The sequence below is a fragment of the Burkholderia sp. Bp9015 genome (assembly GCF_003853505.1).
GTDB lineage: Bacteria > Pseudomonadota > Gammaproteobacteria > Burkholderiales > Burkholderiaceae > Burkholderia.
The window spans coordinates 83,251-104,407 of sequence record NZ_QTPZ01000027.1 but is presented as its reverse complement, the minus strand read 5'-3'; the positions used below and the strand labels follow the sequence as shown (position 1 = coordinate 104,407).

The window sequence follows — 21,157 nt, the reverse complement described above, 5'->3', positions numbered from 1 at the left end:
GAAACTCTCCGAAAAAAACGGTGCGCGAAGATCGGGCACCGTTTCGAATAAATACGGGTCAGGTTATCGAAGCGCGACTCAGGCGAGCGCGGCCGGCGGCTCGCGCCGATGCCGCGACAGCCGTTCCTCCGCGAGCGCGAGCGCTTCGGGCAGCCCGCGCAGCACGACGATGTCGCTCGCGCGCAGCTTGGTCTGCGGGTCGGGTTCGACGCCGCGGATGCCGTGCCGGCGGATCGCCGTGACTTCCAGCCCGAGCGCATACAGCCCGAGCTCCTCCAGCGAGCGCCCGACCGCATCCGCGCGCGCGTCGACCGGCACCGATTGTAGCCGCACCTGCTCGTGATCGTCGTCGTCCGTGTCGTCGGCGCCGCGGAAATAGCCGCGCAGCAGGCTGTAGCGCTCGTCGCGCATCTCCTCGACGCGCCGCACGACCTTGCGCATCGGCACGCCGACCAGCACCAGCGTGTGCGACGCGAGCATCAGGCTGCCCTCGACGATCTCCGGAATCACCTCGGTCGCGCCGGCCGCGAGCAGCTTCTCGAGATCGGCATCGTCGACCGTGCGCACGATCGCCGGCAGCGTCGGCTCGAGCTCGTGCACGTGGTGCAGCACGCGCAGCGCCGACGGCGTGTTCGCATACGTGATCGCGACGGCCGCCGCGCGATGGATACCGGCCGCGAGCAGCGACTCGCGGCGCGCCGCGTCGCCGAACACGACCGATTCGCCGGCCGTCGCGGCCGCGCTCACGCGATCGGGGTCGAGGTCGAGCGCGACATACGAAATGCCTTCCTGCTCGAGCATGCGCGCCAGGTTCTGCCCCGCGCGGCCGTAGCCGCAGATGATCACGTGGCCGCGCTGCTTGAGGCTTTGCGTCGCGATCCGCGTCATCTGCAGCGACTGCTGCATCCATTCCGTCGACGACAGCCGCATCACGATCCGGTCGGCGTTCTGGATCAGGAACGGCGCGGCGAGCATCGACAGCAGCATCGACGCGAGGATCGCCTGCAGCAGCGTCGAATCGACGAGATGCCGGTCGAGGATCAGGTTCAGCAGCACGAAGCCGAATTCGCCGGCCTGCGCGAGGCCGATGCCGGTGCGCATCGCGACGCCCGGCGTCGCGCCGAACAGCCGCGCGAGCCCCGCGATCATCGTCGCCTTGAACAGGATCTGTCCGACGAAGAAGCCGAGCACCAGCAACGGATGCTCCCAGATCACGCGCGGATCGAGCAGCATCCCGGTCGTCACGAAGAACAGGCCGAGCAGCACGTCGCGGAACGGCTTGATGTCCTCTTCCACCTGATGCCGGAACGGCGTCTCGGAGATCAGCATCCCCGCGATGAACGCGCCGAGCGCGAGCGACAGGCCGAAGCGGTCGGTGATGAACGCGGCGCCGAGCGTGACGAGCAGCAGGTTCAGCACGAACAGTTCCTGCGAGCGGCGCCGCGCGACGACGTTGAGCCAGCGCGTCATGAAACGCTGGCCGACGATCAGCAGCAGCGCGAGCGCGATCACGATCTTGACGGCCGCGAACCCGAGCGTGAGCGCGAGATCCTTCGACGACTCGGCGCCGAACGCGGCGATCACGATCAGCAGCGGCACCACCGCGAGATCCTGGAACAGCAGCACGCCGAAGATGTTGCGGCCGTGCGCGGTCTCGATCTCGAGCCGCTCGGCGAGCATCTTCGACACGATCGCCGTCGACGACATCGCGAGCGCGCCGCCGAGCGCGACGCTGCCCTGCCACGTGATGTGCACCCAGCGCTCGAACAGCGCGCCGAGCACAACCGCGAGCGCGAGGGTCGCGACCACCTGCAGCAGCCCGAGCCCGAACACGAGCCGCTGCATCGCCCGCAGCTTCGCGAGCGAGAATTCGAGGCCGATCGAGAACATCAGGAACACTACGCCGAATTCCGCGAGATGCTCGGCCCGTTCGAGGTCCGCGGCAATGCCGAACGCGTGCGGGCCGACCAGGATGCCGACGGTCAGGTAGCCGAGCATCGGCGGCAGGTTCAGCGAGCGAAATACGACGACGCCCACTACCGAGGCCAGCAGCAGCAGCAGGGTCATTTCGAGCGGGGAAATCACGGGCGAAGCGTCCTCGTTCGTCGGGGCCACGGCAAGGCGGGCGCAGGTGGTGGCGGTAGGCAAGCGGCATCGGACGAGTCCGAAGGCGCGGCGCGGCGAACAAACGCCTTTGCTATACTCCGCGCATGATAGCGAAAATCAATGATGATCGGGCGCTCGCGCTCGCCCGCGACGTGCTTGACATCGAGGCGGACGCCGTGCGCGCGCTGCGCGACCAGCTCGACGGCGACTTCGTTCAGGCCGTCGCGCTGCTGCTCGGCTGCCGCGGCCGCGTCGTGGTATCCGGCATCGGCAAATCGGGGCATATCGCCCGCAAGATCGCGGCCACGCTCGCCAGCACCGGCACGCCGGCCTTCTTCGTCCACCCGGCCGAGGCCAGCCACGGCGACCTCGGCATGGTCACGTCGGACGACGTCTTCATCGGCATCTCCTATTCCGGCGAATCGGAAGAACTCGTCGCGATCTTGCCGCTCGTGAAGCGGATCGGCGCGAAGCTGATCGCGATCACGGGCCGCGCGGAATCGAGCCTCGGCACGCTCGCCGACGTGAACCTGAACGCCGCGGTGTCGAAGGAAGCCTGCCCGCTGAACCTCGCCCCCACCGCGAGCACGACCGCCGCGCTCGCGCTCGGCGACGCGCTCGCCGTCGCGGTGCTCGACGCGCGCGGCTTCGGTTCCGAGGATTTCGCGCGCTCGCATCCGGGCGGCGCGCTCGGCCGGCGCCTGCTCACCCACGTGCGCGACGTGATGCGCTCGGGCGACGACGTGCCGCGCGTCGGGCTCGACGCGACGCTGTCGGACGCCCTGTTCCGGATCACCGCGAAGCGGCTGGGCATGACCGCCGTGGTCGAGCCCGACGGCCGCGTGGCCGGCATCTTCACCGACGGCGACCTGCGCCGTGTGCTCGCGCGCGACGGCGATTTCCGCACGCTGCCGATCGTCGACGTGATGACGCGCGAGCCGCGCACGATCGGCCCCGACCATCTCGCGGTCGAGGCCGTGGAACTGATGGAGCGCCACCGGATCAACCAGATGCTGGTGGTCGATGCCGACGGCGCGCTGATCGGCGCGCTGAACATGCACGACCTGTTTTCGAAGAAGGTGATCTGATGAGCGCAGCGCTGACTGCGGCCGAACGCGCGAGCCGCGTGAAGCTGATGATTTTCGACGTCGACGGCGTGCTGACCGACGGCGGGCTGCTATTTACCGCGGCCGGCGACGCGATGAAGTCATTCAATTCGCTCGATGGCCACGGCGTGAAGCTGCTCGGCGAAGCCGGCATCGCAACCGCGATCATCACCGGCCGCCGCTCGGAAATCGTCGCGGCACGCGCGAAGGAAATGAAGATCGCGCACCTGTTCCAGGGCGTCGAGAACAAGCTCGCCGTGTTCGCCGACCTGATCGCATCGCTCGGCATCACCGCCGACGCCTGCGGCTACATGGGCGACGACTGGCCCGACCTGCCGGTGATGCTGCGCTGCGGCTTCGCGACGGCACCGGCCAACGCGCACCCCGAGGTGATCGCGCGTGCGCACTGGGTGGCCGAGGCCCGCGGGGGCCACGGCGCGGTGCGCGAGGTCTGCGACGCGATCCTGCGCGCGCAGCGCCGCTACGACGCGCTGCTTGCGGCTGCCTGTGGAGCCTGACGGATGAACACGCATTTCCGCTGGACCCAGCTGCTGCCGCTCGTCGCGGTCGCCGCGCTCGCGGGCATCACGTGGTGGCTGCTGCAGGCGACGCTGCCGCCGCCCGGCGAGGGCGCCGTGCGGCCGAAGCGCCACACGCCCGATTATTTCGCGGACAACTTTTCCGTCACCGAGCTCGACCAGTCCGGCTCGACGCAATACCGGCTGACGGCCGCGAAGCTGATCCATTACGAAGACACCGACAACAGCGACCTGACCGATCCGGCCATGCGCGCGTTCCAGCCCGGCAAGCCGGTCGTGACGACCACCGCGAAGCGCGGCACCGTCAACGGCGACGTGTCGATCGTCGACTTGTACGACGATGCGCGCATCCTGCGCGTGGCCGGCGGCGGCGATCCGCAGATGCAGGCCGATTCCCAGCATTTCCGGATCTTCGTCAATGACGATGTGATCCAGACCGAAAAGCCGGTTAAACTTCAGCGCGGCCTGTCGCTCGTCAACGCGACCGACGGCATGAAGTACAACAACGTCACCCGGGTCATCGAGCTTTACGGCAACGTGCGCGGCACGATCGCCGCGGCGGACACGTCCGGCGGCTCGAAAGGTCAATCCAGGTGACGCATCCCTCACGTGACTGCATGAACGAACCGTTCCCTCGACAGAATTCCGGCGGCGCTGCGCGCGCCGTCCGCGCCGCGCTCGCCGCGACGCTCGTGGCGCTCCCGCTCGTCGGGCTGGCGCCGCTCGCCCATGCCGAGAAGGCCGACCAGAACAAGCCGATCAACGTCGAGGCGGACAACCTGACCTATGACGACCTGAAGCAGGTGACGGTCGCGACCGGCAACGTCGTGATCACGAAGGGCACGATCATCATCAAGGGCGACCGCGTCGAAGTGCGCCAGGATCCGGAAGGCTATCAGTACGCGACGTCGTTCGGCAGCGGCAAGAAGCACGCGACGTTCCGCCAGAAGCGCGAAGGCCTCGACGAATACATCGACGGCGACGCCGAGCGCATCGACTACGACGGCAAGCAGGACCTGACGACGCTGACGACCGCCGCGACCGTGCGCCGCCTGCAGGGCACGTCGACGATCGCCGACACCGTGCACGGCAGCGTGATCACGTACGACGGCCAGCGCGACTTCTACACCGCGAAGGGCGGCAAGGACGTCGCGGCGCCGGGCAACCCGAACGGCCGCGTGCGCGCGATGCTGTCGCCGAAGAACGGCGGCCCCGGGCAGCTGAACGGCGCGCCGGCGAAGCTGTCGCCGTCGACCACGATCCAGGGAGCGCCGGCCCAATGAACGCGCTTCCGAACCGCCAGCCGGCCGGCACGACGAGCTCGCTCGTCGTGCGCAACCTGAAGAAACGCTACGGCTCGCGCACCGTCGTCAAGGACGTGTCGCTCGACGTGAAGAGCGGCGAGGTCGTCGGCCTGCTCGGCCCGAACGGCGCCGGCAAGACGACGTCGTTCTACATGATCGTCGGCCTCGTGCCGACGGATGCGGGCGAAATCTCGCTGAACGGCAGCTCGATCGGCCTGCTGCCGATCCACAAGCGCGCGTCGCTCGGCCTGTCGTACCTGCCGCAGGAAGCGTCGGTGTTCCGCAAGCTGACCGTCGAGGAAAACATCCGCGCGGTGCTCGAGCTGCAGCACGGCGAAGACGGCAAGCGGCTGTCGAAGGACGCGATCGCGTCGCGCACCGAGGCGCTGCTCGACGAACTGCAGATCGGCCACCTGCGCGAGAACCCGGCGCTGTCGCTGTCGGGCGGCGAACGCCGTCGCGTCGAGATCGCGCGCGCGCTCGCGACCAATCCGAACTTCATCCTGCTCGACGAGCCGTTCGCCGGCGTCGACCCGATCGCGGTGCTCGAGATCCAGAAGATCGTCAAGTTCCTGAAGCAGCGCAACATCGGCGTGTTGATTACCGATCACAACGTCCGCGAAACGCTCGGCATCTGCGACCACGCTTACATCATCAGCGACGGTTCGGTGCTCGCCGCCGGCGCGCCGAGCGAAATCATCGAAAACGAAAGCGTGCGCCGCGTGTACCTCGGCGAACACTTCCGCATGTAAATCCCCCGTGGCTGGCCGCCCCCGCCCGGCATCGCCGCGCGGGGCGCGCCCGCGTGTCCTGCGGCCCCGCCGCGGCCGGGCGCCGCGCCGCGCGTAATCGCGGATGGCTCAAGGCGCCTGGGTCGTGGCAAACTGCCGGTATGACTCCCTCTCTGCCATGAAAGCCAGCCTTCAACTCCGCCTGTCGCAACACCTGGCGCTGACACCGCAACTGCAGCAGTCGATCCGGCTCCTGCAGCTGTCGACGCTCGAACTGCAGCAGGAAGTCGCGATGGCCGTCGCGCAGAATCCGCTGCTCGAGAACGACGACGAATGGATCGCGAGCCCGCTGCGCGTCGCGGCGGACGGATCGCTGATCGCGCAGACGCCGCCCGGACAGAACACCGAACCGGGCATCACGAACGGCAGCAGCCAGTCGAGCGAACGCGCCGAGCGCGACGAGCCGGCCGGCGCCGACGAATACGACGGATACGCATCGGGCGACGCCGGCGACGGCCCGCAGTGGAATCTCGACGAGTTCGGCCGCTCGAGCGGCGCCTCGGACGATGACGATCTCCCGCCGCTGCAGGTGCAGGAAGCCGCGACGTCGCTGCGCGACCACCTGTCCGCGCAATTGCGCGTCACGCAGGCCGGGCCGCGCGACCGCGCGCTCGTGATGTTCCTGATCGAATCGCTCGACGACGACGGCTACCTGACCGCCACGCTCGACGAAGTGCTCGCCGACCTGCCGCCCGAACTGGAAATCGACTGCGACGAACTGAATGCGGCGCTCGCGCTGCTGCACAGTTTCGATCCTGCCGGGGTCGGGGCCCGCTCGGCGTCCGAATGCCTGAAGCTGCAGTTGCTGCGCCTCGATCCGTCCCCCACCCGCACGCTCGCGCTGGAGATCGTGTCGCAGCACCTCGAACTGCTCGCCGCGCGCGACTTCACGCGGCTGCGCAAGCAGCTGAAGGCGAGCGACGACGCGCTACGCGACGCGCACGCGCTGATCCGCTCGCTGGAGCCGTTCCCCGGCGCTGCCTACGGCAAGGCCGAGGCCGACTACGTCGTGCCCGACATCATCGTGAAGAAGGCCGGCCAGGGCTGGCTCGCGGAACTCAATCCGGAAGTGATGCCGCGCCTGCGGATCAACAACCTGTACGCGAACATCCTGCGCAACAGCCGCGGCGACCCGTCGGCCGGATCGTTGAAACAACAGCTCCAGGAAGCACGCTGGCTGATCAAGAACATCCAGCAGCGATTCGACACGATCCTGCGTGTCGCGCAGGCTATTGTCGAACGTCAGAAGAACTTCTTTGCGCATGGCGAAATTGCCATGCGCCCCTTGGTTTTGCGGGAAATAGCTGATACGCTGGGCCTACACGAGTCGACTGTCAGCCGTGTGACAACCGGGAAGTACATGCTGACCCCGTTCGGGACGCTGGAATTCAAGTACTTCTTCGGATCACACGTTTCGACCGACACCGGAGGCGCCGCATCGTCGACCGCCATCCGAGCCCTGATCAAGCAACTGATAGGAGCTGAAGACCCCAAATCGCCACTTTCGGACAGCCGCATTGCCGAGCTGCTGGCAGAACAGGGATTCGTGGTTGCGCGCCGCACGGTTGCCAAGTACCGCGAAGCCCTCAAGATCCCGGCAGTGAATCTGCGCAAGTCTCTTTAAGCCTGCTGCCTGCCCGGCGGCAGGCGTGTTCCGGCCACCGCGCACTCGGGGAACAGGCCGGGCGACTTGTCCGCGAATTTGCCGCGCCATGCGGCAGGGGCAAGTCGACCGGAGCGCCGCCTCGATGCGGCCGGGTGGTCACTCGCTTGGAGAAGCACTATGAACCTGAAGATCAGTGGACATCATCTCGAAGTCACGCCTGCAATTCGCGAATACGTGATCACCAAGCTGGACCGGGTGCTACGGCATAGCGATCAGGTGATCGATGGCACTGTGATCCTCTCGGTCGACAATCACAAGGAAAAGGACAAGCAGCAGCGCGCGGAAATCAACCTGCATCTGAAGGGCAAGGACATCTTCGTCGAAAGCGCAAACGGCAACCTGTACGCTGCGATCGATCTGCTGATCGACAAGCTGGATCGCCAGGTCGTCAAGCACATGGAGCGTCTGCAGACCCATGCGCACGACCCGATCAAGCTGCAGCCGTCGATCGACCAGATCGAACTGCCGCCGCAATAACGTTCACCGCAACACACACGCCGCCCGGTTCGCCGGGCGTTTTTTTTGCGTCCACGCGGCAGTGGTGCGACCGGTCCGTCCATGCCGCGCCACGCACGCGGCTGTGCTCTATAATGTTCCGGTTATCGCCGGGGGGCGTTGGGTGCGGTAGCTGTCGTGCAGGTTTCCGATGCCGAACGCCTTGATATCGCCGAACATGGAAAATCAGTCTGCCGCCGCAAGGAGACCCCAGGCCGCCCAATCGCCTGCCAACATGAATCGCCTAGCCAAAATCCTGCCCATAGAGAACGTCGTCATCGACCTCTCCGTCACCAGCAAGAAACGCGTCTTCGAACAAGCCGGGCTGATGTTCGAGAATCAGAACGGCATCGCCCGCAGCACCGTCACGGACAACCTGTTCGCGCGCGAGCGCCTCGGCTCGACCGGGCTCGGCGAAGGCGTCGCGATTCCGCACGGGCGCATCAAGGGGCTCAAGCATCCGCTCGCCGCCTTCGTGCGGCTCGCCGACGCGATCCCGTTCGAAGCGCCCGACGGCCAGCCGGTCGGTCTCCTGATTTTCCTGCTCGTCCCCGAGCAAGCCACCCAGCAGCACCTCGAGATCCTGTCGGAAATCGCGCAACTGCTGTCCGATCGCGACGCGCGAGAGCGTCTGCACAACGAAACGGATCTCGCCGAGTTGCATCGCCTGCTCACTCAGTGGCAACCTTGAGTTGATCCGGGCGGATTATTTTCCCGAACGAGGCGGCACACGCCGCCGACCAGGGCCGCCCGGCGCCGGTCCGGCATGGCGACGCCCGTCGCCGCGCGCATGCACCGGCTCATTGGAGTGACGAGAGTCATGGATACGTCCAGCATCAACGCCCAGAGCATCTTCGACGACAACGCGGCCACGCTGAAACTGAGCTGGCTGACGGGGCATGAAGGCTGGGAGCGCGGTTTTTCGGCCGACACCGTCGGCAACGCGACGTCGAGCGCCGACCTCGTCGGCCACCTGAACCTGATCCACCCGAACCGGATCCAGGTGCTCGGCGAAGCCGAAATCGACTACTACCAGCGGCAGACCGACGAAGACCGTTCGCGCCACATGGCCGAGCTGATCGCGCTCGAACCGCCGTTCCTCGTCGTCGCCGGCGGCGCCGCCGCGCCGCCCGAGCTCGTGCTGCGCTGCACGCGCTCGTCCACGCCGCTGTTCACGACGCCGATGTCGGCGGCCGCCGTGATCGACAGCCTGCGGCTCTACATGTCGCGCATCCTCGCGCCGCGCGCGACACTGCACGGCGTGTTCCTCGACATCCTCGGGATGGGCGTGCTGCTCACCGGCGACTCCGGGCTCGGCAAGAGCGAACTCGGCCTCGAACTCATCAGCCGCGGCCACGGCCTCGTCGCCGACGACGCGGTCGACTTCGTCCGACTTGGCCCCGATTTCGTCGAAGGCCGCTGCCCGCCGCTGCTGCAGAACCTGCTCGAAGTGCGCGGCCTCGGCCTGCTCGACATCAAGACGATCTTCGGCGAAACCGCGGTGCGCCGGAAAATGAAGCTGAAGCTGATCGTCCAGCTCGTGCGCCGCCCGGACGGCGAATTCCAGCGGCTGCCGCTGGAAAGCCAGACGGTCGACGTGCTCGGTCTGCCGATCAGCAAGGTCACGATCCAGGTCGCGGCCGGCCGCAACCTCGCGGTGCTGGTCGAGGCGGCCGTGCGGAACACGATCCTGCAGTTGCGCGGCATCGACACGTTGCGCGATTTCATGGATCGGCAACGACTCGCGATGCAGGATCCCGACAGCCAGTTCCCCGGCAAGCTCGTGTAACCGCCCGGCGCCGGCCTCGCAGCGCCGACGCGTCGAGCCGGTGCTATGATGAAACGTCAGGATTCTCTGCTTCCCATGCGCATCGTCCTCATCACCGGCATCTCCGGCTCAGGCAAGTCCGTCGCGCTGAACGCGCTCGAAGACGCAGGCTACTACTGCGTCGACAACCTGCCGCCGCACGTGCTCCCCGAACTCGCCCGCTACCTGGCCGACGGCGGCCAGCACCGGCTCGCGGTCGCGATCGATGCGCGTTCGAGCGCATCGCTGGACGAAATGCCCGGCCTGATCCGCTCGCTGTCGCTCGAGCACGATGTCCGCGTGCTGTTCCTCAACGCAAGCACGCAGGCGCTGATCCAGCGCTTCTCCGAAACGCGCCGGCGCCACCCGCTGTCCGGCTCGCCGTCGCACGACGCGAACGTCGGACTGCTGTCGTCGCTCGAGGAAGCGATCGAGCGCGAACGCGAGCTGGTCGCGCCGCTCGCAGAATTCGGCCACCAGATCGATACGAGCACGCTGCGCGCGAACGTGCTGCGCACGTGGGTCAAGCGCTTCATCGAGCAGAAGAACAACGACCTGATGGTGATGTTCGAGTCATTCGGCTTCAAGCGCGGCGTGCCGCTCGATGCCGACCTGATGTTCGACGTACGCGCGCTGCCGAACCCGTACTACGACCATGAGCTGCGCCCGCTCACCGGGCTGGACCAGCCGGTCATCGCCTTTCTCGACGCACTGCCGATCGTCCACCAGATGATCGACGACATCCATGCGTTCCTGATGAAATGGCTGCCGCACTTTCGTGAAGACAACCGCAGCTACCTGACCGTCGCCATCGGCTGCACGGGCGGTCAGCATCGCTCGGTGTTCATCGCGGAAACGCTCGCCGCGCGCCTCGCGCACGATGCGAACGTGATCGTGCGGCATCGTGACGCGCCGGTGGATGTCGACGCGTCGTCGCGGCTCGTCACCGAGGTCGAACGACCTTAGCGACACCGCCCTCTCGCCGGCGCGCCATGTCCACCCTATCGACCACCCTGATCGACCTACCGCTGTTTCCGCTGCATACGGTGCTGTTCCCCGGTGGCTTGCTGCCGCTCAAGGTATTCGAGGCGCGCTATCTCGACATGTCGCGCGCGTGCCTGCGCGACGACGCGCCGTTCGGCGTGTGCCTCCTGAAGAGCGGGCCCGAAGTCGCGCAGGACGGCGCCGTGTCGGTGCCCGAGACGATCGGCTGCATGGCGCGCATCACCGAGTGCGACACCGGCGAATTCGGGATGCTGTACCTGCAGGCGATCGGCACGCAGCGATTCGAGTTGCTGTCGTATCGCGTCGAAAGCAACGGGCTGCTGGTCGGGATCGCGGAGCCGCTGCCCGACGACATCCCGCTCGAAGGCGAACAGGCGCTCGCACAATTCGGCTCGTGCGCCGAGGTGCTCGAGCGCATCATCGAAGCGCTGAAGAAGTCCGAACCGGACAAGATGCCGTTCGGCGAACCGTTCCGCCTCGACGACCCGAGCTGGGTGTCGAACCGACTCGCGGAACTGCTGCCGCTCGACCTGCGCGCACGGCAGAAGCTGATGGAGTTTCCGGATGTCGGCGCGCGGATCGACGCCGTGCACCACGTGCTCGACCGGCACGGCTGGCTGTAAGGCGCGGCCGGCCAGCCGCGTCGCACCGGCGTCGCCGGGCGGATCATCCTGACGGGCGAGCCGACCGCGTCGGCGCGGCACTTCCGTAAGCACGGCCCGCGCCGCGCCCTTTCCCCATCGTTACAGCAACGACCCGCTCAGCGCATCGAGCAGCTTGCGCACGGGCGCCGGCACGCCGTACGCATCGAGCCCGGCGAGCGGCACCCACGCCGTCTCGGCATCCCGTGCATGCGCAAGCGGAAGGCCGCCGTTCGTCATGTCGCTCAGCCGCGGCTCGATCTCGAGCCGGAAATGCGTGAACGTGTGCGTGAACGGCGCGAGCGGCACCGGGCCGCCGCCGCCGAAGCCACGCGCGAGTTCCGCGAGCGCCGCGTCGCCGTCCGCCTGCGGCAGGCACCACAGGCCGCCCCAGATGCCGGCCGGCGGACGCCGTTCGAGCAGCACGGCGTCGCCGTCGCGCAGCACGAGCATCCAGGTCTTGCGCGTCGGTACGGCCTTCTTCGGCCGCGCGGCCGGCAGTTCGCGCTGGCGGCCCGTGGATTGCGCGACGCAGTCGCCCGCGAACGGGCAGCGCGCGCAATCCGGCTTGCCGCGCACGCACAGCGTCGCGCCGAGATCCATCAGCCCCTGCGTATAGGCACTCACGTCGGCCGCGTTCGCGGCATCCGGCAGCAGCGATTCGGCCAGCGCCCACATGTCGTTCTCGACGCGCTTCTCGCCCGGAAAGCCCTCGACGCCGAACACGCGCGCCAGCACGCGCTTCACGTTGCCGTCGAGGATCGTCGCGCGTGCACCGTATGCGAACGACGCGATCGCCGCGGCCGTCGAACGGCCGATGCCGGGCAGTTCGGCGAGCGCTTCCGGCGTCGACGGGAATACGCCGCCATGCTCGGCGACGACGACCTGCGCGCAGCGGTGCAGATTGCGCGCGCGCGAGTAGTAGCCGAGCCCGGCCCACAGCGCCATCACGTCGTCGGACGGCGCGGCCGCGAGCGCAGCGACGTCGGGAAAGCGCTCGAGAAAGCGCGTGTAATACGGGACGACGGTCGAGACCTGCGTCTGCTGCAGCATGATTTCCGACAGCCAGATCCAGTAGGGATCGCGGGTGTTCTGCCACGGCAGGTCGTGGCGGCCGTGCTCGCGCTGCCAGGCGATCAGTCGCGTGGCGAACGTGCGATGCAGCGGCGTGACGGGGAACGGAGCGGGGGCGATGCGGGGCGGCTTCAAGTGTTCGAATCTTCGGAAAAAGGTTGCAACGCGGGGCTCAACGCTGGCAGGTCGGGCAGTAATAAGTCGAACGCTGACCCTGCACGATCTGGCGGATCGGCGTGCCGCAGACGCGGCAAGGCAGCCCCGCACGGTCGTAGACGAAGCAGTCGAGCTGGAAATAGCCGCTTTCGCCGTTGCTGCCGACGAAATCGCGCAGCGTACTGCCGCCGCGCTCGATCGCGTCGGCGAGCGTCGCGCGCACCGCGTCGGCCAGCCGCTCATAGCGCGGCAGCGACACCTTGCCGGCCGCGGTCGTCGGCCGGATGCCCGCGCGAAACAGGCTCTCCGACGCATAGATGTTGCCGACGCCGACGACCATGTCGCCCGCGAGCAGCGCCTGTTTGACCGACACCGTGCGGCCGCGCGTGCGTGCGTGCAGCAGCGCGCCGGTGAACGCCGGCGAGAACGGCTCGACGCCGAGGCTCGCGAGCAGCGGATGCGCATGCACGTCGCCGGCTTCGCGCGGGTGCCACAGCACGGCGCCGAAACGGCGCGGATCGCGGAACCGCAGCACGAATTCGTCGAAGATCCAGTCGATGTGGTCGTGTTTCGCAGCCACCGGCACGCCGGCCGCGGGCAGCACGCGCAGCGTGCCCGTCATCCCGAGATGGACGATGAACCAGCCTGCGTCGACCTCGAACAGCAGATACTTGCCGCGACGCTCGACGGCGAGCACCTCGCGCGCGCGCAACTGCTCGGCGAGCCCCGCCGGCACGGGCCAGCGCAGCATCGCGGTACGGACGTCGACACGCTCGACGCGGCGGCCCGCGACAAAGGGCTCGATGCCCCGGCGCGTGACTTCGACTTCTGGCAACTCTGGCATGTTCTACGGGTCTGAAACTCGATTCACGATCGTGCGTGTATTGTAGCGAGCGCGTTACAATCGGTTGAAACATCGAACGGATTTCCATGACCCTGCCCTCGAAGCTGCTTCTGAAGCGCCCCGCCGCCGAGCGCGGCGTGCGTGCCTTCCCGGTCCGCCGTGCGCTCGGCGCCGCGCTGTTCGCCGCCTGGACCCTCACCGCCATCCCGGCTCACGCGCAGGATCCGGCATCGGACGACGCGGAGCCGCAGGGCGCGTTCGAGCACGTGATGCCGGACGAGCAGAAGAATCTCCCGGGCGTGCCGCTGACGAGCCAGATCGTCTACCAGGTACTGGCCGCCGAAGTCGCGCTTCAGCGCAACCAGCCGGCGCCGGCCTACCAGACCTACCTCGCGCTCGCCCGCGACACGCGCGATCCGCGCATGGCGCAGCGTGCGACCGAGATCGCGCTCGGCGCGCAAAGCCCGGCCGACGCGCTGTCCGCGGCCAATCTCTGGCGCCAGTACGCACCGGATTCGAACCGCGCATCGCAAGTCGACGCCGCGCTGCTGGTGCTCGCCGGCAAGCCGGCCGACGCGCAGCCGATGCTCGCGCGCGAACTGGCCCGCGCGACCGGCGAAACGCGCGGCCCCGCGATCCTCGCGCTGCAGGCGCTGCTGGTGCGCGGCGCGGACCGCGTCGGCGGCCTCGCGGTGCTGAAGGACATGCTGAAGAACGACATGAACCGTCCCGAGGCGCAGCTCGCGATCGCGCGGCAGCAGCTCGCAGTCGACGACAAGGAAGGCGCCGCGCAGTCGCTGAAGCAGGCGCTGCAGATCCGCCCCGACTATCTGCCGGCGGCGCTGATGCTGTCGCAGATGGGGCCTGCCGAGCGCGCAGCCGGCATCACGTCGTTCGAGAAATATGTTCAGCAGAATCCGAAGTCGCGCGATGCGCGCCTCGCACTGTCGCAGCTCTACCTCGCCGACGACCGCCTCGACGACGCGCAGAAGCAGTTCGAGACGATGCGCAAGCTCGACGCGAAGGACCCGACGCCGCTGATGGCGCTCGCGCTGATCAAGATCCAGCAGAAGAAACTCGACGACGCGAACGCATACCTGAAGCAGTACGTGCAGCTCGGCAACAAGCAGCCGAACCTCGACGTCGGCCAGGGCTACATCTACCTCGCGCAGATCTCGATCGAACAGGGCAATGACGCGCAGGCGTCGCAATGGCTCGACAAGGTCGACCAGACGAGCCAGCACTACCTGCCCGCGCAGATCACGCGCGCGCAGCTCCTGCAGAAACAGGGCAAGACCGACGAGGCCCGCAAGGTGCTCGACGACCTGCCGATCAGCGATCCGCGCGATGCGGCCGTGGTCGCACGCACCGACGCGTCGATCCTGTTTACCGCGAAGCGCTATCCGGAAGCCGAGGCGCGACTCGCGCAGGCAGTCCAGGACTTCCCGGACGATCCCGACCTGCGCTACGACTACGCGATGGCCGCCGAGAAGACGGGCCACTACGCGGCAATGGAAAAGCAGCTGCGCGAGCTGATGCGCACGCAGCCCGACAACCCGCAGGCGTACAACGCGCTCGGCTATTCGCTGGCCGATCGCAACCAGCGCCTGCCCGAAGCCAGCAAGCTGATCGACAAGGCGCTGTCGCTCGCGCCGAACGACGCGTACATCATGGACAGCCTCGGCTGGGTGAAGTACCGGATGGGCGACGCGGCCGGCGCGGCGAAGGTGCTGCGGCGCGCGTACGAGCTGCAGCCGAACGCCGAGATCGGCGCGCACCTCGGCGAAGTGCTGTGGAAGAGCGGCGCGCAGGACGACGCGCGCACCGCGTGGCGTGCCGCGCAGAAGCTCGAGCCCGACAACGACACGCTCGTGCAGACGCTCAAGCGCCTGCAGATCAACGGCCTCTGATGCGGATGTTCCCGATGCTTTCCCTGTCTTCCCGCGCGCTGCGCACGCTGGCCGCGGCCGGCGCCGCGCTCGCGCTCGCCGGCTGCGCGAGCACGCCGCCGGCGGCGAATGCGCCGGCGGGCGCCGTGCTGCAAACGGCCGCGACGCACGCGTACCACGGCCGTTTCGCGGTGCAGTACAACGATCGCCTCGGCCGACCGCAGAACGTGTACGGCAACTTCGACTGGCAGGAGTACGGCGACGACGTGTCGCTGGAGCTGCGCAGCCCGCTCGGCCAGACGCTCGCGGTCGTGAAATCGACACCGCAGGCCGCGTCGCTCGAACTGCCGAACCGCCAGCCGCAATACGCGACGGACGTCGGCGAGCTGATGCAGAACACGCTCGGCTTCTCGCTGCCGCTGGCGGGCCTGCGCTACTGGCTGCTGCCGACGCCCGCGCCCGCGACGCCCGCGCAGACGGTGCGCGACCCGGCCGACACGACGCACGTCAAGCAGATCCGCCAGGACGGCTGGACGATCGACTATCTCGCCTACGCGGACGCACCGGCCACGGGCGTCAAACGCGTCAACCTCGTGCGCGCGACGCCGCCGCTCGACATCAAGCTCGTGCTCGACCAGTAAGCACGTGAACCTAGCCCCGACATACGCATGACCGATTCGATCCGCTCGCTGCGCAACTGCCTTGCGCCCGCGAAACTCAACCTGTTCCTGCACATCACCGGCCGCCGCCCGAACGGCTATCACGATCTGCAGAGCGTGTTCCAGCTGCTGAACTGGGGCGACACGCTGCATTTCACGCTGCGCGACGACGGTCGCGTCGCACGCGTCACCGACGTGCCGGGCGTGCCCGAGGAAAGCGATCTCGTCGTGCGCGCGGCCAACCTGCTGAAAACGCACACGGGCACCGCGGCCGGCGTCGACATCGAGATCGACAAGCGCCTGCCGATGGGCGCGGGCCTCGGCGGCGGCAGCTCCGATGCGGCAACGACGCTGCTCGCGCTGAACCGTCTGTGGCAACTGAACCTGCCGCGCGCGGAACTCCAGTCGCTCGCGGTGAAACTCGGTGCCGACGTTCCGTTTTTTGTTTTTGGAAAAAATGCGTTCGCAGAGGGTATCGGAGAAGAATTAGCTGAGGTAGAATTGCCGACTCGCTGGTTTTTGGTTGTGACGCCGCGAGTTCATGTCCCCACCGCTGAAATTTTTTCAGACGAGTTGTTGACAAGAGATACAAAGCGAGTCACAATTACAGACTTTCTTGCACAGCAAAACAGCGATGCGGGATGGCCAGATAGCTTCGGCCGGAACGATATGCAGCAAGTTGTGACAAGTAAGTACGCGGAAGTTGCGCAGGTGGTCAAATGGTTGTATAATGTGACCCCCGCGAGGATGACCGGCTCCGGAGCAAGCGTGTTTGCAGCGTTTCATAGCAAGCACGAGGCAGAAGCGGCGCAAGCCAGGCTGCCCACCGGTTGGAACGGTGCAGTTGCCGAGAGCCTGAACGAGCATCCGCTCTTCGCTTTCGCGTCATGAAGTTTTGCTTTGCCGGATGGCCTACAAGTCCGGTGAAGTTATCAGTTGAGTGTAGGGGAGTCGCCAAGTTGGTCAAGGCACCGGATTTTGATTCCGGCATGCGAGGGTTCGAGTCCTTCCTCCCCTGCCAAAAATTTTCCCGCATTTCCCGCCTAAGCCTGAAGCAGGTGCACGATGAGCAGCCACAGCCATGATGGCTTGATGGTCTTTACTGGCAACGCGAATCCCGCGCTCGCCCAGGAAGTCGTCAATATCCTTGGAATCCCCCTCGGCAAAGCAATGGTCAGCCGTTTCTCCGACGGTGAGATCCAGGTCGAGATCCAGGAAAACGTGCGCGGCAAGGACGTCTTCGTCCTGCAATCCACGTGCGCGCCGGCCAACGACAACCTGATGGAACTGATGATCATGGTCGATGCGCTCAAGCGCGCATCCGCCGGCCGGATCACCGCTGCCATCCCCTACTTCGGCTATGCCCGCCAGGACCGCCGCCCGCGTTCGGCGCGCGTCGCGATCTCGGCGAAGATCGTCGCGAACATGCTGGAAATCGCCGGCGTCGAGCGGATCATCACGATGGATCTGCACGCCGACCAAATTCAAGGCTTCTTCGACATCCCGGTCGACAACATCTACGCAACGCCGATCCTGCTGGGTGACCTGCGCAAGCAGAACTACTCGGATCTGCTCGTCGTGTCGCCGGACGTCGGCGGCGTGGTCCGCGCCCGGGCACTCGCGAAGCAACTCAACTGCGATCTCGCGATCATCGACAAGCGTCGCCCGAAGGCGAACGTCGCCGAAGTGATGAACATCATCGGTGAAGTCGAAGGCCGCACCTGCGTGATCATGGACGACATGGTCGATACGGCCGGCACGCTCTGCAAGGCCGCGCAAGTGCTGAAGGATCGCGGTGCGAAGCAGGTGTTCGCGTACGCGACGCACCCCGTTCTGTCGGGTGGTGCCGCCGAGCGTATCGCCGCATCGGCACTCGACGAGCTGGTCGTCACCGATACGATCCCGCTGTCGGCCGAGTCGCTGTCCTGCTCGAAGATCCGCTCGCTGACGAGCGCGAGCCTGCTGGCAGAAACGTTCTCGCGGATTCGCCGCGGCGACTCGGTGATGTCGCTGTTCGCGGAATCCTGATCGCGGAACGACACGATATAGCATGCGCAGAAAGCGAAGCGGCAACGCTTCGCTTTTTGCACAATCGGACGGGATAGACGAAACCCCGTCCGTTTCATCGGGGGCCGCCATTTCGCCGGCCCCGTTTTACTGCCTGGTCGCGGGCAGCAAATGGAGAATCACATGAAAGTCGTCGCTTTCGAGCGCCAACAGCAAGGTACGGGTGCGAGCCGCCGCCTGCGCAACGCCGGTAAGACCACGGGTATCGTCTACGGTGGCGAAGCAGCCCCGCAAAAGATCGAACTGGATCACAACGCGCTGTGGCACGCCCTGAAGAAGGAAGCCTTCCACTCGTCGATCCTCGACCTGGAAGTCGCTGGCCAGTCGCAACAGGTTCTGCTGCGCGACGTGCAATACCACCCGTTCAAGCAACTCGTGCTGCACGTGGACTTCCAGCGCGTCGACGCGAAGAAGAAGCTGCACACGAAGGTGCCGCTGCACTTCCTGAACGCTGAAGTCAGCCCGGCAGTGAAGCTGTCGAGCGCAATCGTCTCGCACGTCGCGACGGAAATCGAAGTCGAGTGCCTGCCGTCGGCTCTGCCGGAATTCCTCGAAGTCGATCTGTCGAAGATCGAAGCAGGTCAGTCGCTGCACGCGAAGGACATCGCACTGCCGAAGGGCGTGACGCTGGTCGCGCACGTCGACGCGGAAAACCCGGTTGTCGCATCGGCGACGGTCCCGGCTGGTGCCGTGTCGGACGCAGCAGGCGAAGGCGAAACGCCGGCTGCCTAAGCGGCTGCCCACGCGCCATTCGATCCGTTTCGCGAAACGGTCGATGCAACCCGCCGCGGCTTGCCCGGCGGGTTTTTCTTTTTCTGCGCCCAGGCGGGCGCTGCCGCCTACGAAACGTCATGATCAAACTGATCGTCGGCCTCGGCAATCCCGGGGCGGAATACACCGCGACGCGCCACAACGCCGGCTTCTGGCTGATCGACCAGCTCGCCCGCGAAGCCGGCACGACGCTGCGCGACGAGCGCCGCTTTCACGGCTTCTACGCAAAAGCGCGCCTGCACGGCGAGGAAGTCCACCTGCTGGAGCCGCAAACCTACATGAACCGCTCCGGCCAGTCAGTCGTCGCGCTCGCGAATTTCTTCAAGATCCTGCCCGACCAGATCCTCGTCGCCCACGACGAACTCGATCTGCCGCCCGGCACCGTGAAGCTGAAGCTCGGCGGCGGCAGCGGCGGCCACAACGGCCTGAAGGACATCTCCGCGCATCTGTCGTCGCAACAGTACTGGCGCCTGCGCATCGGCATCGGCCATCCGCGCGACCTGATTCCGGAAGGCGCGCGCGCCGGCGCGAAACCCGACGTCGCGAACTTCGTGCTGAAGCCGCCGCGCCGCGAGGAGCAGGACGTGATCGACGCATCGATCGAACGCGCGCTCGCCGTGATGCCGATGGTCGTCAAGGGCGAACTCGACCGCGCGACGATGCAGCTGCATCGCAACTGAACCCGCGCTGCACCGGTGCGGTGCAATGTGCCGCCCGGTTGCGCCGGGCAGCCCCGTCCTGCCGCGCAATTGCGCACTGCAACGCCCACATGCGGTAATCTGGTCGTTTTTGCCCGTCAGGAGCCAAGCGGTGAGCCGTTACTGGAGCGACGTCGTTCAGCAACTCGTGCCTTACGTGCCGGGCGAACAGCCCGCGCTCGCACACCCCGTCAAGCTGAACACCAACGAGAATCCCTATCCGCCTTCGCCGCGCGTCGTCGCGGCGATCGCACGCGAACTCGGCGATACCGGCGACACACTGCGCCGCTACCCCGATCCGCTCGCGCGCGCACTGCGCGAGACGGTAGCGGCCCATCACCGCATCAAGCCCGAACAGGTCTTCGTCGGCAACGGCTCCGACGAAGTGCTCGCGCACGCATTCCAGGCCCTGCTCAAGCATGACCGGCCGCTGCGCTTTCCCGACATCTCGTACAGCTTCTACCCGACCTACGCGCGCCTGTATGGCGTAGAGACTGCGATCGTGCCGCTCGCGGACGACTTCTCGATCCGGGTCGAAGACTATCTCGACGACGCGGGCGGCGTGCTGTTCCCGAACCCGAACGCGCCGACCGGGCGCGCGCTGCCGCTCGCGGACATCGAGCGGATCGCGGCCGCGAACCCGTCGTCTGTCGTGCTGATAGACGAGGCGTATGTCGATTTCGGCGCGCAATCCGCGATCACGCTGATCGACCGCCATCCGAACCTGCTCGTCGTGCACACGACGTCGAAGGCGCGCTCGCTCGCGGGCATGCGCGTCGGCTTCGCGTTTGGCGATGCCGCGTTGATCGACGCACTGAACCGCGTGAAGGACAGCTTCAATTCCTATCCGCTCGACCGGCTCGCGCAGGCCGCGGCGCAGGCGGCATACGAAGATACCGACTATTTCGGCGCGACCTGCCGGCGCGTGATCGACAGCCGCACGCGGCTCACGCACGCGCTCGAGGCGCTCGGTTTCGACGTCGTGCCGTCGGCCGCGAACTTCGTGTTCGCGCGCCATCCCGCGCACGATGCGGGCACGATCGCGGCACAGCTAAAGGATCGGGAAATTTTCGTGCGGCACTTCCGGGCGCCGCGCATCGACCAGCACTTGCGCATCACCGTCGGTACCGACGCCGAATGCGACGCGCTCGTCGCGGCATTGCGCGAGCTGATCGGCTGAAACGGTAGCGGAAGCTGAAACGGAACCGGCGCCGAACGGCGCCGGCCGAGGAAATCGTGACGTCGAGACGCGCGACGTCAGCAGGGCGTCACCGCACGTCGTCGCCCTTCGCGGCGGTCAACGCGTGATACTTCGCCATCAACTGCGCGTGCGATTCGTCGTGCTGCGGATCGCGCGGAATGCATTCGACCGGACACACCTGCTGGCACTGCGGCTCGTCGAAATGGCCGACGCACTCGGTGCACTTGTTCGGGTCGATCACGTAGATATCCGGGCCCATCGAAATCGCGCCGTTCGGGCACTCGGGCTCGCACACGTCGCAATTGATGCACTCGTCGGTAATCATCAAAGACATACTG

22 protein-coding genes and 1 tRNA gene are annotated in these 21,157 nt (G+C 66.8%); 19 read left to right on the top strand and 4 right to left on the bottom strand.

Features of this window, described 5'->3' with window-relative positions; all coding sequences use genetic code 11:
- Positions 1 to 78: 78 nt before the first annotated feature.
- The gene (locus DIE12_RS25975; protein WP_124520752.1) at positions 79 to 2,085 is read right to left on the bottom strand and encodes a monovalent cation:proton antiporter family protein; all 2,007 of its coding nucleotides are present in this window, start codon (positions 2,083 to 2,085) and stop codon (positions 79 to 81) included.
- Between the two features lie 125 nt (positions 2,086 to 2,210).
- On the opposite strand from DIE12_RS25975, the gene kdsD reads away from it, so the two are divergent.
- The 11 genes from kdsD (at position 2,211) to DIE12_RS25920 (ending at position 11,442) form a co-directional block, all read left to right on the top strand.
- Entirely contained in the window at positions 2,211 to 3,194 is a 984-nt protein-coding gene (kdsD, locus tag DIE12_RS25970) for an arabinose 5-phosphate isomerase KdsD (protein WP_124520750.1), read from the top strand.
- Positions 3,194 to 3,730 (top strand): HAD family hydrolase, encoded by a 537-nt coding sequence (locus tag DIE12_RS25965; protein WP_044847459.1) that lies wholly within the window; start codon positions 3,194 to 3,196, stop codon positions 3,728 to 3,730. The genes kdsD and DIE12_RS25965 overlap by 1 nt, the downstream gene beginning before the upstream one ends.
- Positions 3,731 to 3,733: 3 nt before the next feature.
- On the top strand, positions 3,734 to 4,348 hold the full coding sequence (gene lptC / locus DIE12_RS25960; protein ID WP_044847460.1) for an LPS export ABC transporter periplasmic protein LptC: 615 nt from the start codon (positions 3,734 to 3,736) through the stop codon (positions 4,346 to 4,348).
- A 20-nt stretch (positions 4,349 to 4,368) separates the two neighbouring features.
- Positions 4,369 to 5,034, top strand: a complete 666-nt coding sequence (lptA, locus tag DIE12_RS25955; RefSeq protein ID WP_044847461.1) for a lipopolysaccharide transport periplasmic protein LptA — start codon at positions 4,369 to 4,371, stop codon at positions 5,032 to 5,034.
- Positions 5,031 to 5,807 carry an LPS export ABC transporter ATP-binding protein gene (gene lptB / locus DIE12_RS25950; protein WP_124486505.1) on the top strand — a complete coding sequence of 259 codons (777 nt, stop codon included), beginning with the start codon at positions 5,031 to 5,033 and terminating at the stop codon, positions 5,805 to 5,807. The genes lptA and lptB overlap by 4 nt, the downstream gene beginning before the upstream one ends.
- Positions 5,808 to 5,964: 157 nt before the next feature.
- Positions 5,965 to 7,470 carry an RNA polymerase factor sigma-54 gene (locus DIE12_RS25945; RefSeq protein WP_044847463.1) on the top strand — a complete coding sequence of 502 codons (1,506 nt, stop codon included), beginning with the start codon at positions 5,965 to 5,967 and terminating at the stop codon, positions 7,468 to 7,470.
- A gap of 159 nt (positions 7,471 to 7,629) precedes the next feature.
- A complete protein-coding gene (hpf, locus tag DIE12_RS25940) occupies positions 7,630 to 7,989 on the top strand; it encodes a ribosome hibernation-promoting factor, HPF/YfiA family (protein WP_006477786.1) in 360 nt (119 codons plus the stop codon).
- 169 nt (positions 7,990 to 8,158) lie between these two features.
- Entirely contained in the window at positions 8,159 to 8,698 is a 540-nt protein-coding gene (locus DIE12_RS25935; RefSeq protein ID WP_044847464.1) for a PTS sugar transporter subunit IIA, read from the top strand.
- 129 nt (positions 8,699 to 8,827) lie between these two features.
- Entirely contained in the window at positions 8,828 to 9,796 is a 969-nt protein-coding gene (gene hprK, locus DIE12_RS25930) for an HPr(Ser) kinase/phosphatase (protein WP_006483133.1), read from the top strand.
- Between the two features lie 75 nt (positions 9,797 to 9,871).
- The gene (rapZ, locus tag DIE12_RS25925) at positions 9,872 to 10,780 is read left to right on the top strand and encodes an RNase adapter RapZ (protein WP_124520748.1); all 909 of its coding nucleotides are present in this window, start codon (positions 9,872 to 9,874) and stop codon (positions 10,778 to 10,780) included.
- 26 nt (positions 10,781 to 10,806) lie between these two features.
- Positions 10,807 to 11,442: an LON peptidase substrate-binding domain-containing protein gene (locus tag DIE12_RS25920; RefSeq protein ID WP_124486506.1), complete on the top strand. Its 636-nt coding sequence runs from the start codon at positions 10,807 to 10,809 to the stop codon at positions 11,440 to 11,442.
- Positions 11,443 to 11,562: 120 nt separating this feature from the next.
- Here the strand turns inward: DIE12_RS25920 and mutY are convergent, their stop codons facing one another.
- Both mutY and mutM read right to left on the bottom strand, forming a co-directional pair.
- Positions 11,563 to 12,669, bottom strand: coding sequence for an A/G-specific adenine glycosylase (gene mutY, locus DIE12_RS25915; protein ID WP_124486507.1), 1,107 nt, complete (start codon positions 12,667 to 12,669; stop codon positions 11,563 to 11,565).
- A gap of 37 nt (positions 12,670 to 12,706) precedes the next feature.
- The gene (gene mutM / locus DIE12_RS25910) at positions 12,707 to 13,534 is read right to left on the bottom strand and encodes a bifunctional DNA-formamidopyrimidine glycosylase/DNA-(apurinic or apyrimidinic site) lyase (RefSeq protein WP_044847468.1); all 828 of its coding nucleotides are present in this window, start codon (positions 13,532 to 13,534) and stop codon (positions 12,707 to 12,709) included.
- Between the two features lie 86 nt (positions 13,535 to 13,620).
- Between mutM and DIE12_RS25905 the strand changes: the two genes are divergently transcribed.
- From DIE12_RS25905 to hisC, 8 genes are all read left to right on the top strand, one after another.
- Positions 13,621 to 15,444: a tetratricopeptide repeat protein gene (locus DIE12_RS25905; protein ID WP_124486508.1), complete on the top strand. Its 1,824-nt coding sequence runs from the start codon at positions 13,621 to 13,623 to the stop codon at positions 15,442 to 15,444.
- Positions 15,444 to 16,064, top strand: a complete 621-nt coding sequence (gene lolB / locus DIE12_RS25900) for a lipoprotein insertase outer membrane protein LolB (RefSeq protein WP_124486509.1) — start codon at positions 15,444 to 15,446, stop codon at positions 16,062 to 16,064. Before DIE12_RS25905 ends, lolB begins: the two co-directional genes overlap by 1 nt.
- A gap of 27 nt (positions 16,065 to 16,091) precedes the next feature.
- Entirely contained in the window at positions 16,092 to 16,973 is an 882-nt protein-coding gene (gene ispE, locus DIE12_RS25895) for a 4-(cytidine 5'-diphospho)-2-C-methyl-D-erythritol kinase (protein ID WP_124520746.1), read from the top strand.
- Positions 16,974 to 17,026: 53 nt separating this feature from the next.
- Positions 17,027 to 17,103, top strand: a tRNA-Gln gene (locus tag DIE12_RS25890).
- A gap of 44 nt (positions 17,104 to 17,147) precedes the next feature.
- Positions 17,148 to 18,110 (top strand): ribose-phosphate pyrophosphokinase, encoded by a 963-nt coding sequence (locus DIE12_RS25885; RefSeq protein ID WP_044847472.1) that lies wholly within the window; start codon positions 17,148 to 17,150, stop codon positions 18,108 to 18,110.
- Between the two features lie 162 nt (positions 18,111 to 18,272).
- The gene (locus tag DIE12_RS25880) at positions 18,273 to 18,881 is read left to right on the top strand and encodes a 50S ribosomal protein L25/general stress protein Ctc (protein WP_044847489.1); all 609 of its coding nucleotides are present in this window, start codon (positions 18,273 to 18,275) and stop codon (positions 18,879 to 18,881) included.
- A 119-nt stretch (positions 18,882 to 19,000) separates the two neighbouring features.
- Positions 19,001 to 19,600, top strand: coding sequence for an aminoacyl-tRNA hydrolase (gene pth, locus DIE12_RS25875; RefSeq protein WP_044847473.1), 600 nt, complete (start codon positions 19,001 to 19,003; stop codon positions 19,598 to 19,600).
- Between the two features lie 130 nt (positions 19,601 to 19,730).
- On the top strand, positions 19,731 to 20,798 hold the full coding sequence (gene hisC / locus DIE12_RS25870) for a histidinol-phosphate transaminase (RefSeq protein ID WP_124520744.1): 1,068 nt from the start codon (positions 19,731 to 19,733) through the stop codon (positions 20,796 to 20,798).
- A gap of 88 nt (positions 20,799 to 20,886) precedes the next feature.
- Here hisC and DIE12_RS25865 read toward each other — a convergent pair whose 3' ends face one another.
- Positions 20,887 to 21,153, bottom strand: a complete 267-nt coding sequence (locus tag DIE12_RS25865; protein ID WP_124520742.1) for a YfhL family 4Fe-4S dicluster ferredoxin — start codon at positions 21,151 to 21,153, stop codon at positions 20,887 to 20,889.
- Positions 21,154 to 21,157 lie beyond the last annotated feature (4 nt).

Coding starts and splice junctions, on each gene's coding strand:
- kdsD (WP_124520750.1), top strand. CDS start 2,211: ATGATAGCGAAAATCAATGATGATCGGGCGCTCGCGCTCGCCCGCGAC.
- DIE12_RS25965 (WP_044847459.1), top strand. CDS start 3,194: ATGAGCGCAGCGCTGACTGCGGCCGAACGCGCGAGCCGCGTGAAGCTG.
- lptC (WP_044847460.1), top strand. CDS start 3,734: ATGAACACGCATTTCCGCTGGACCCAGCTGCTGCCGCTCGTCGCGGTC.
- lptA (WP_044847461.1), top strand. CDS start 4,369: ATGAACGAACCGTTCCCTCGACAGAATTCCGGCGGCGCTGCGCGCGCC.
- lptB (WP_124486505.1), top strand. CDS start 5,031: ATGAACGCGCTTCCGAACCGCCAGCCGGCCGGCACGACGAGCTCGCTC.
- DIE12_RS25945 (WP_044847463.1), top strand. CDS start 5,965: ATGAAAGCCAGCCTTCAACTCCGCCTGTCGCAACACCTGGCGCTGACA.
- hpf (WP_006477786.1), top strand. CDS start 7,630: ATGAACCTGAAGATCAGTGGACATCATCTCGAAGTCACGCCTGCAATT.
- DIE12_RS25935 (WP_044847464.1), top strand. CDS start 8,159: ATGCCGAACGCCTTGATATCGCCGAACATGGAAAATCAGTCTGCCGCC.
- hprK (WP_006483133.1), top strand. CDS start 8,828: ATGGATACGTCCAGCATCAACGCCCAGAGCATCTTCGACGACAACGCG.
- rapZ (WP_124520748.1), top strand. CDS start 9,872: ATGCGCATCGTCCTCATCACCGGCATCTCCGGCTCAGGCAAGTCCGTC.
- DIE12_RS25920 (WP_124486506.1), top strand. CDS start 10,807: ATGTCCACCCTATCGACCACCCTGATCGACCTACCGCTGTTTCCGCTG.
- mutM (WP_044847468.1), bottom strand. CDS start 13,534: ATGCCAGAGTTGCCAGAAGTCGAAGTCACGCGCCGGGGCATCGAGCCC.
- DIE12_RS25905 (WP_124486508.1), top strand. CDS start 13,621: ATGACCCTGCCCTCGAAGCTGCTTCTGAAGCGCCCCGCCGCCGAGCGC.
- lolB (WP_124486509.1), top strand. CDS start 15,444: ATGCGGATGTTCCCGATGCTTTCCCTGTCTTCCCGCGCGCTGCGCACG.
- ispE (WP_124520746.1), top strand. CDS start 16,092: ATGACCGATTCGATCCGCTCGCTGCGCAACTGCCTTGCGCCCGCGAAA.
- DIE12_RS25885 (WP_044847472.1), top strand. CDS start 17,148: ATGAGCAGCCACAGCCATGATGGCTTGATGGTCTTTACTGGCAACGCG.
- DIE12_RS25880 (WP_044847489.1), top strand. CDS start 18,273: ATGAAAGTCGTCGCTTTCGAGCGCCAACAGCAAGGTACGGGTGCGAGC.
- pth (WP_044847473.1), top strand. CDS start 19,001: ATGATCAAACTGATCGTCGGCCTCGGCAATCCCGGGGCGGAATACACC.
- DIE12_RS25865 (WP_124520742.1), bottom strand. CDS start 21,153: ATGTCTTTGATGATTACCGACGAGTGCATCAATTGCGACGTGTGCGAG.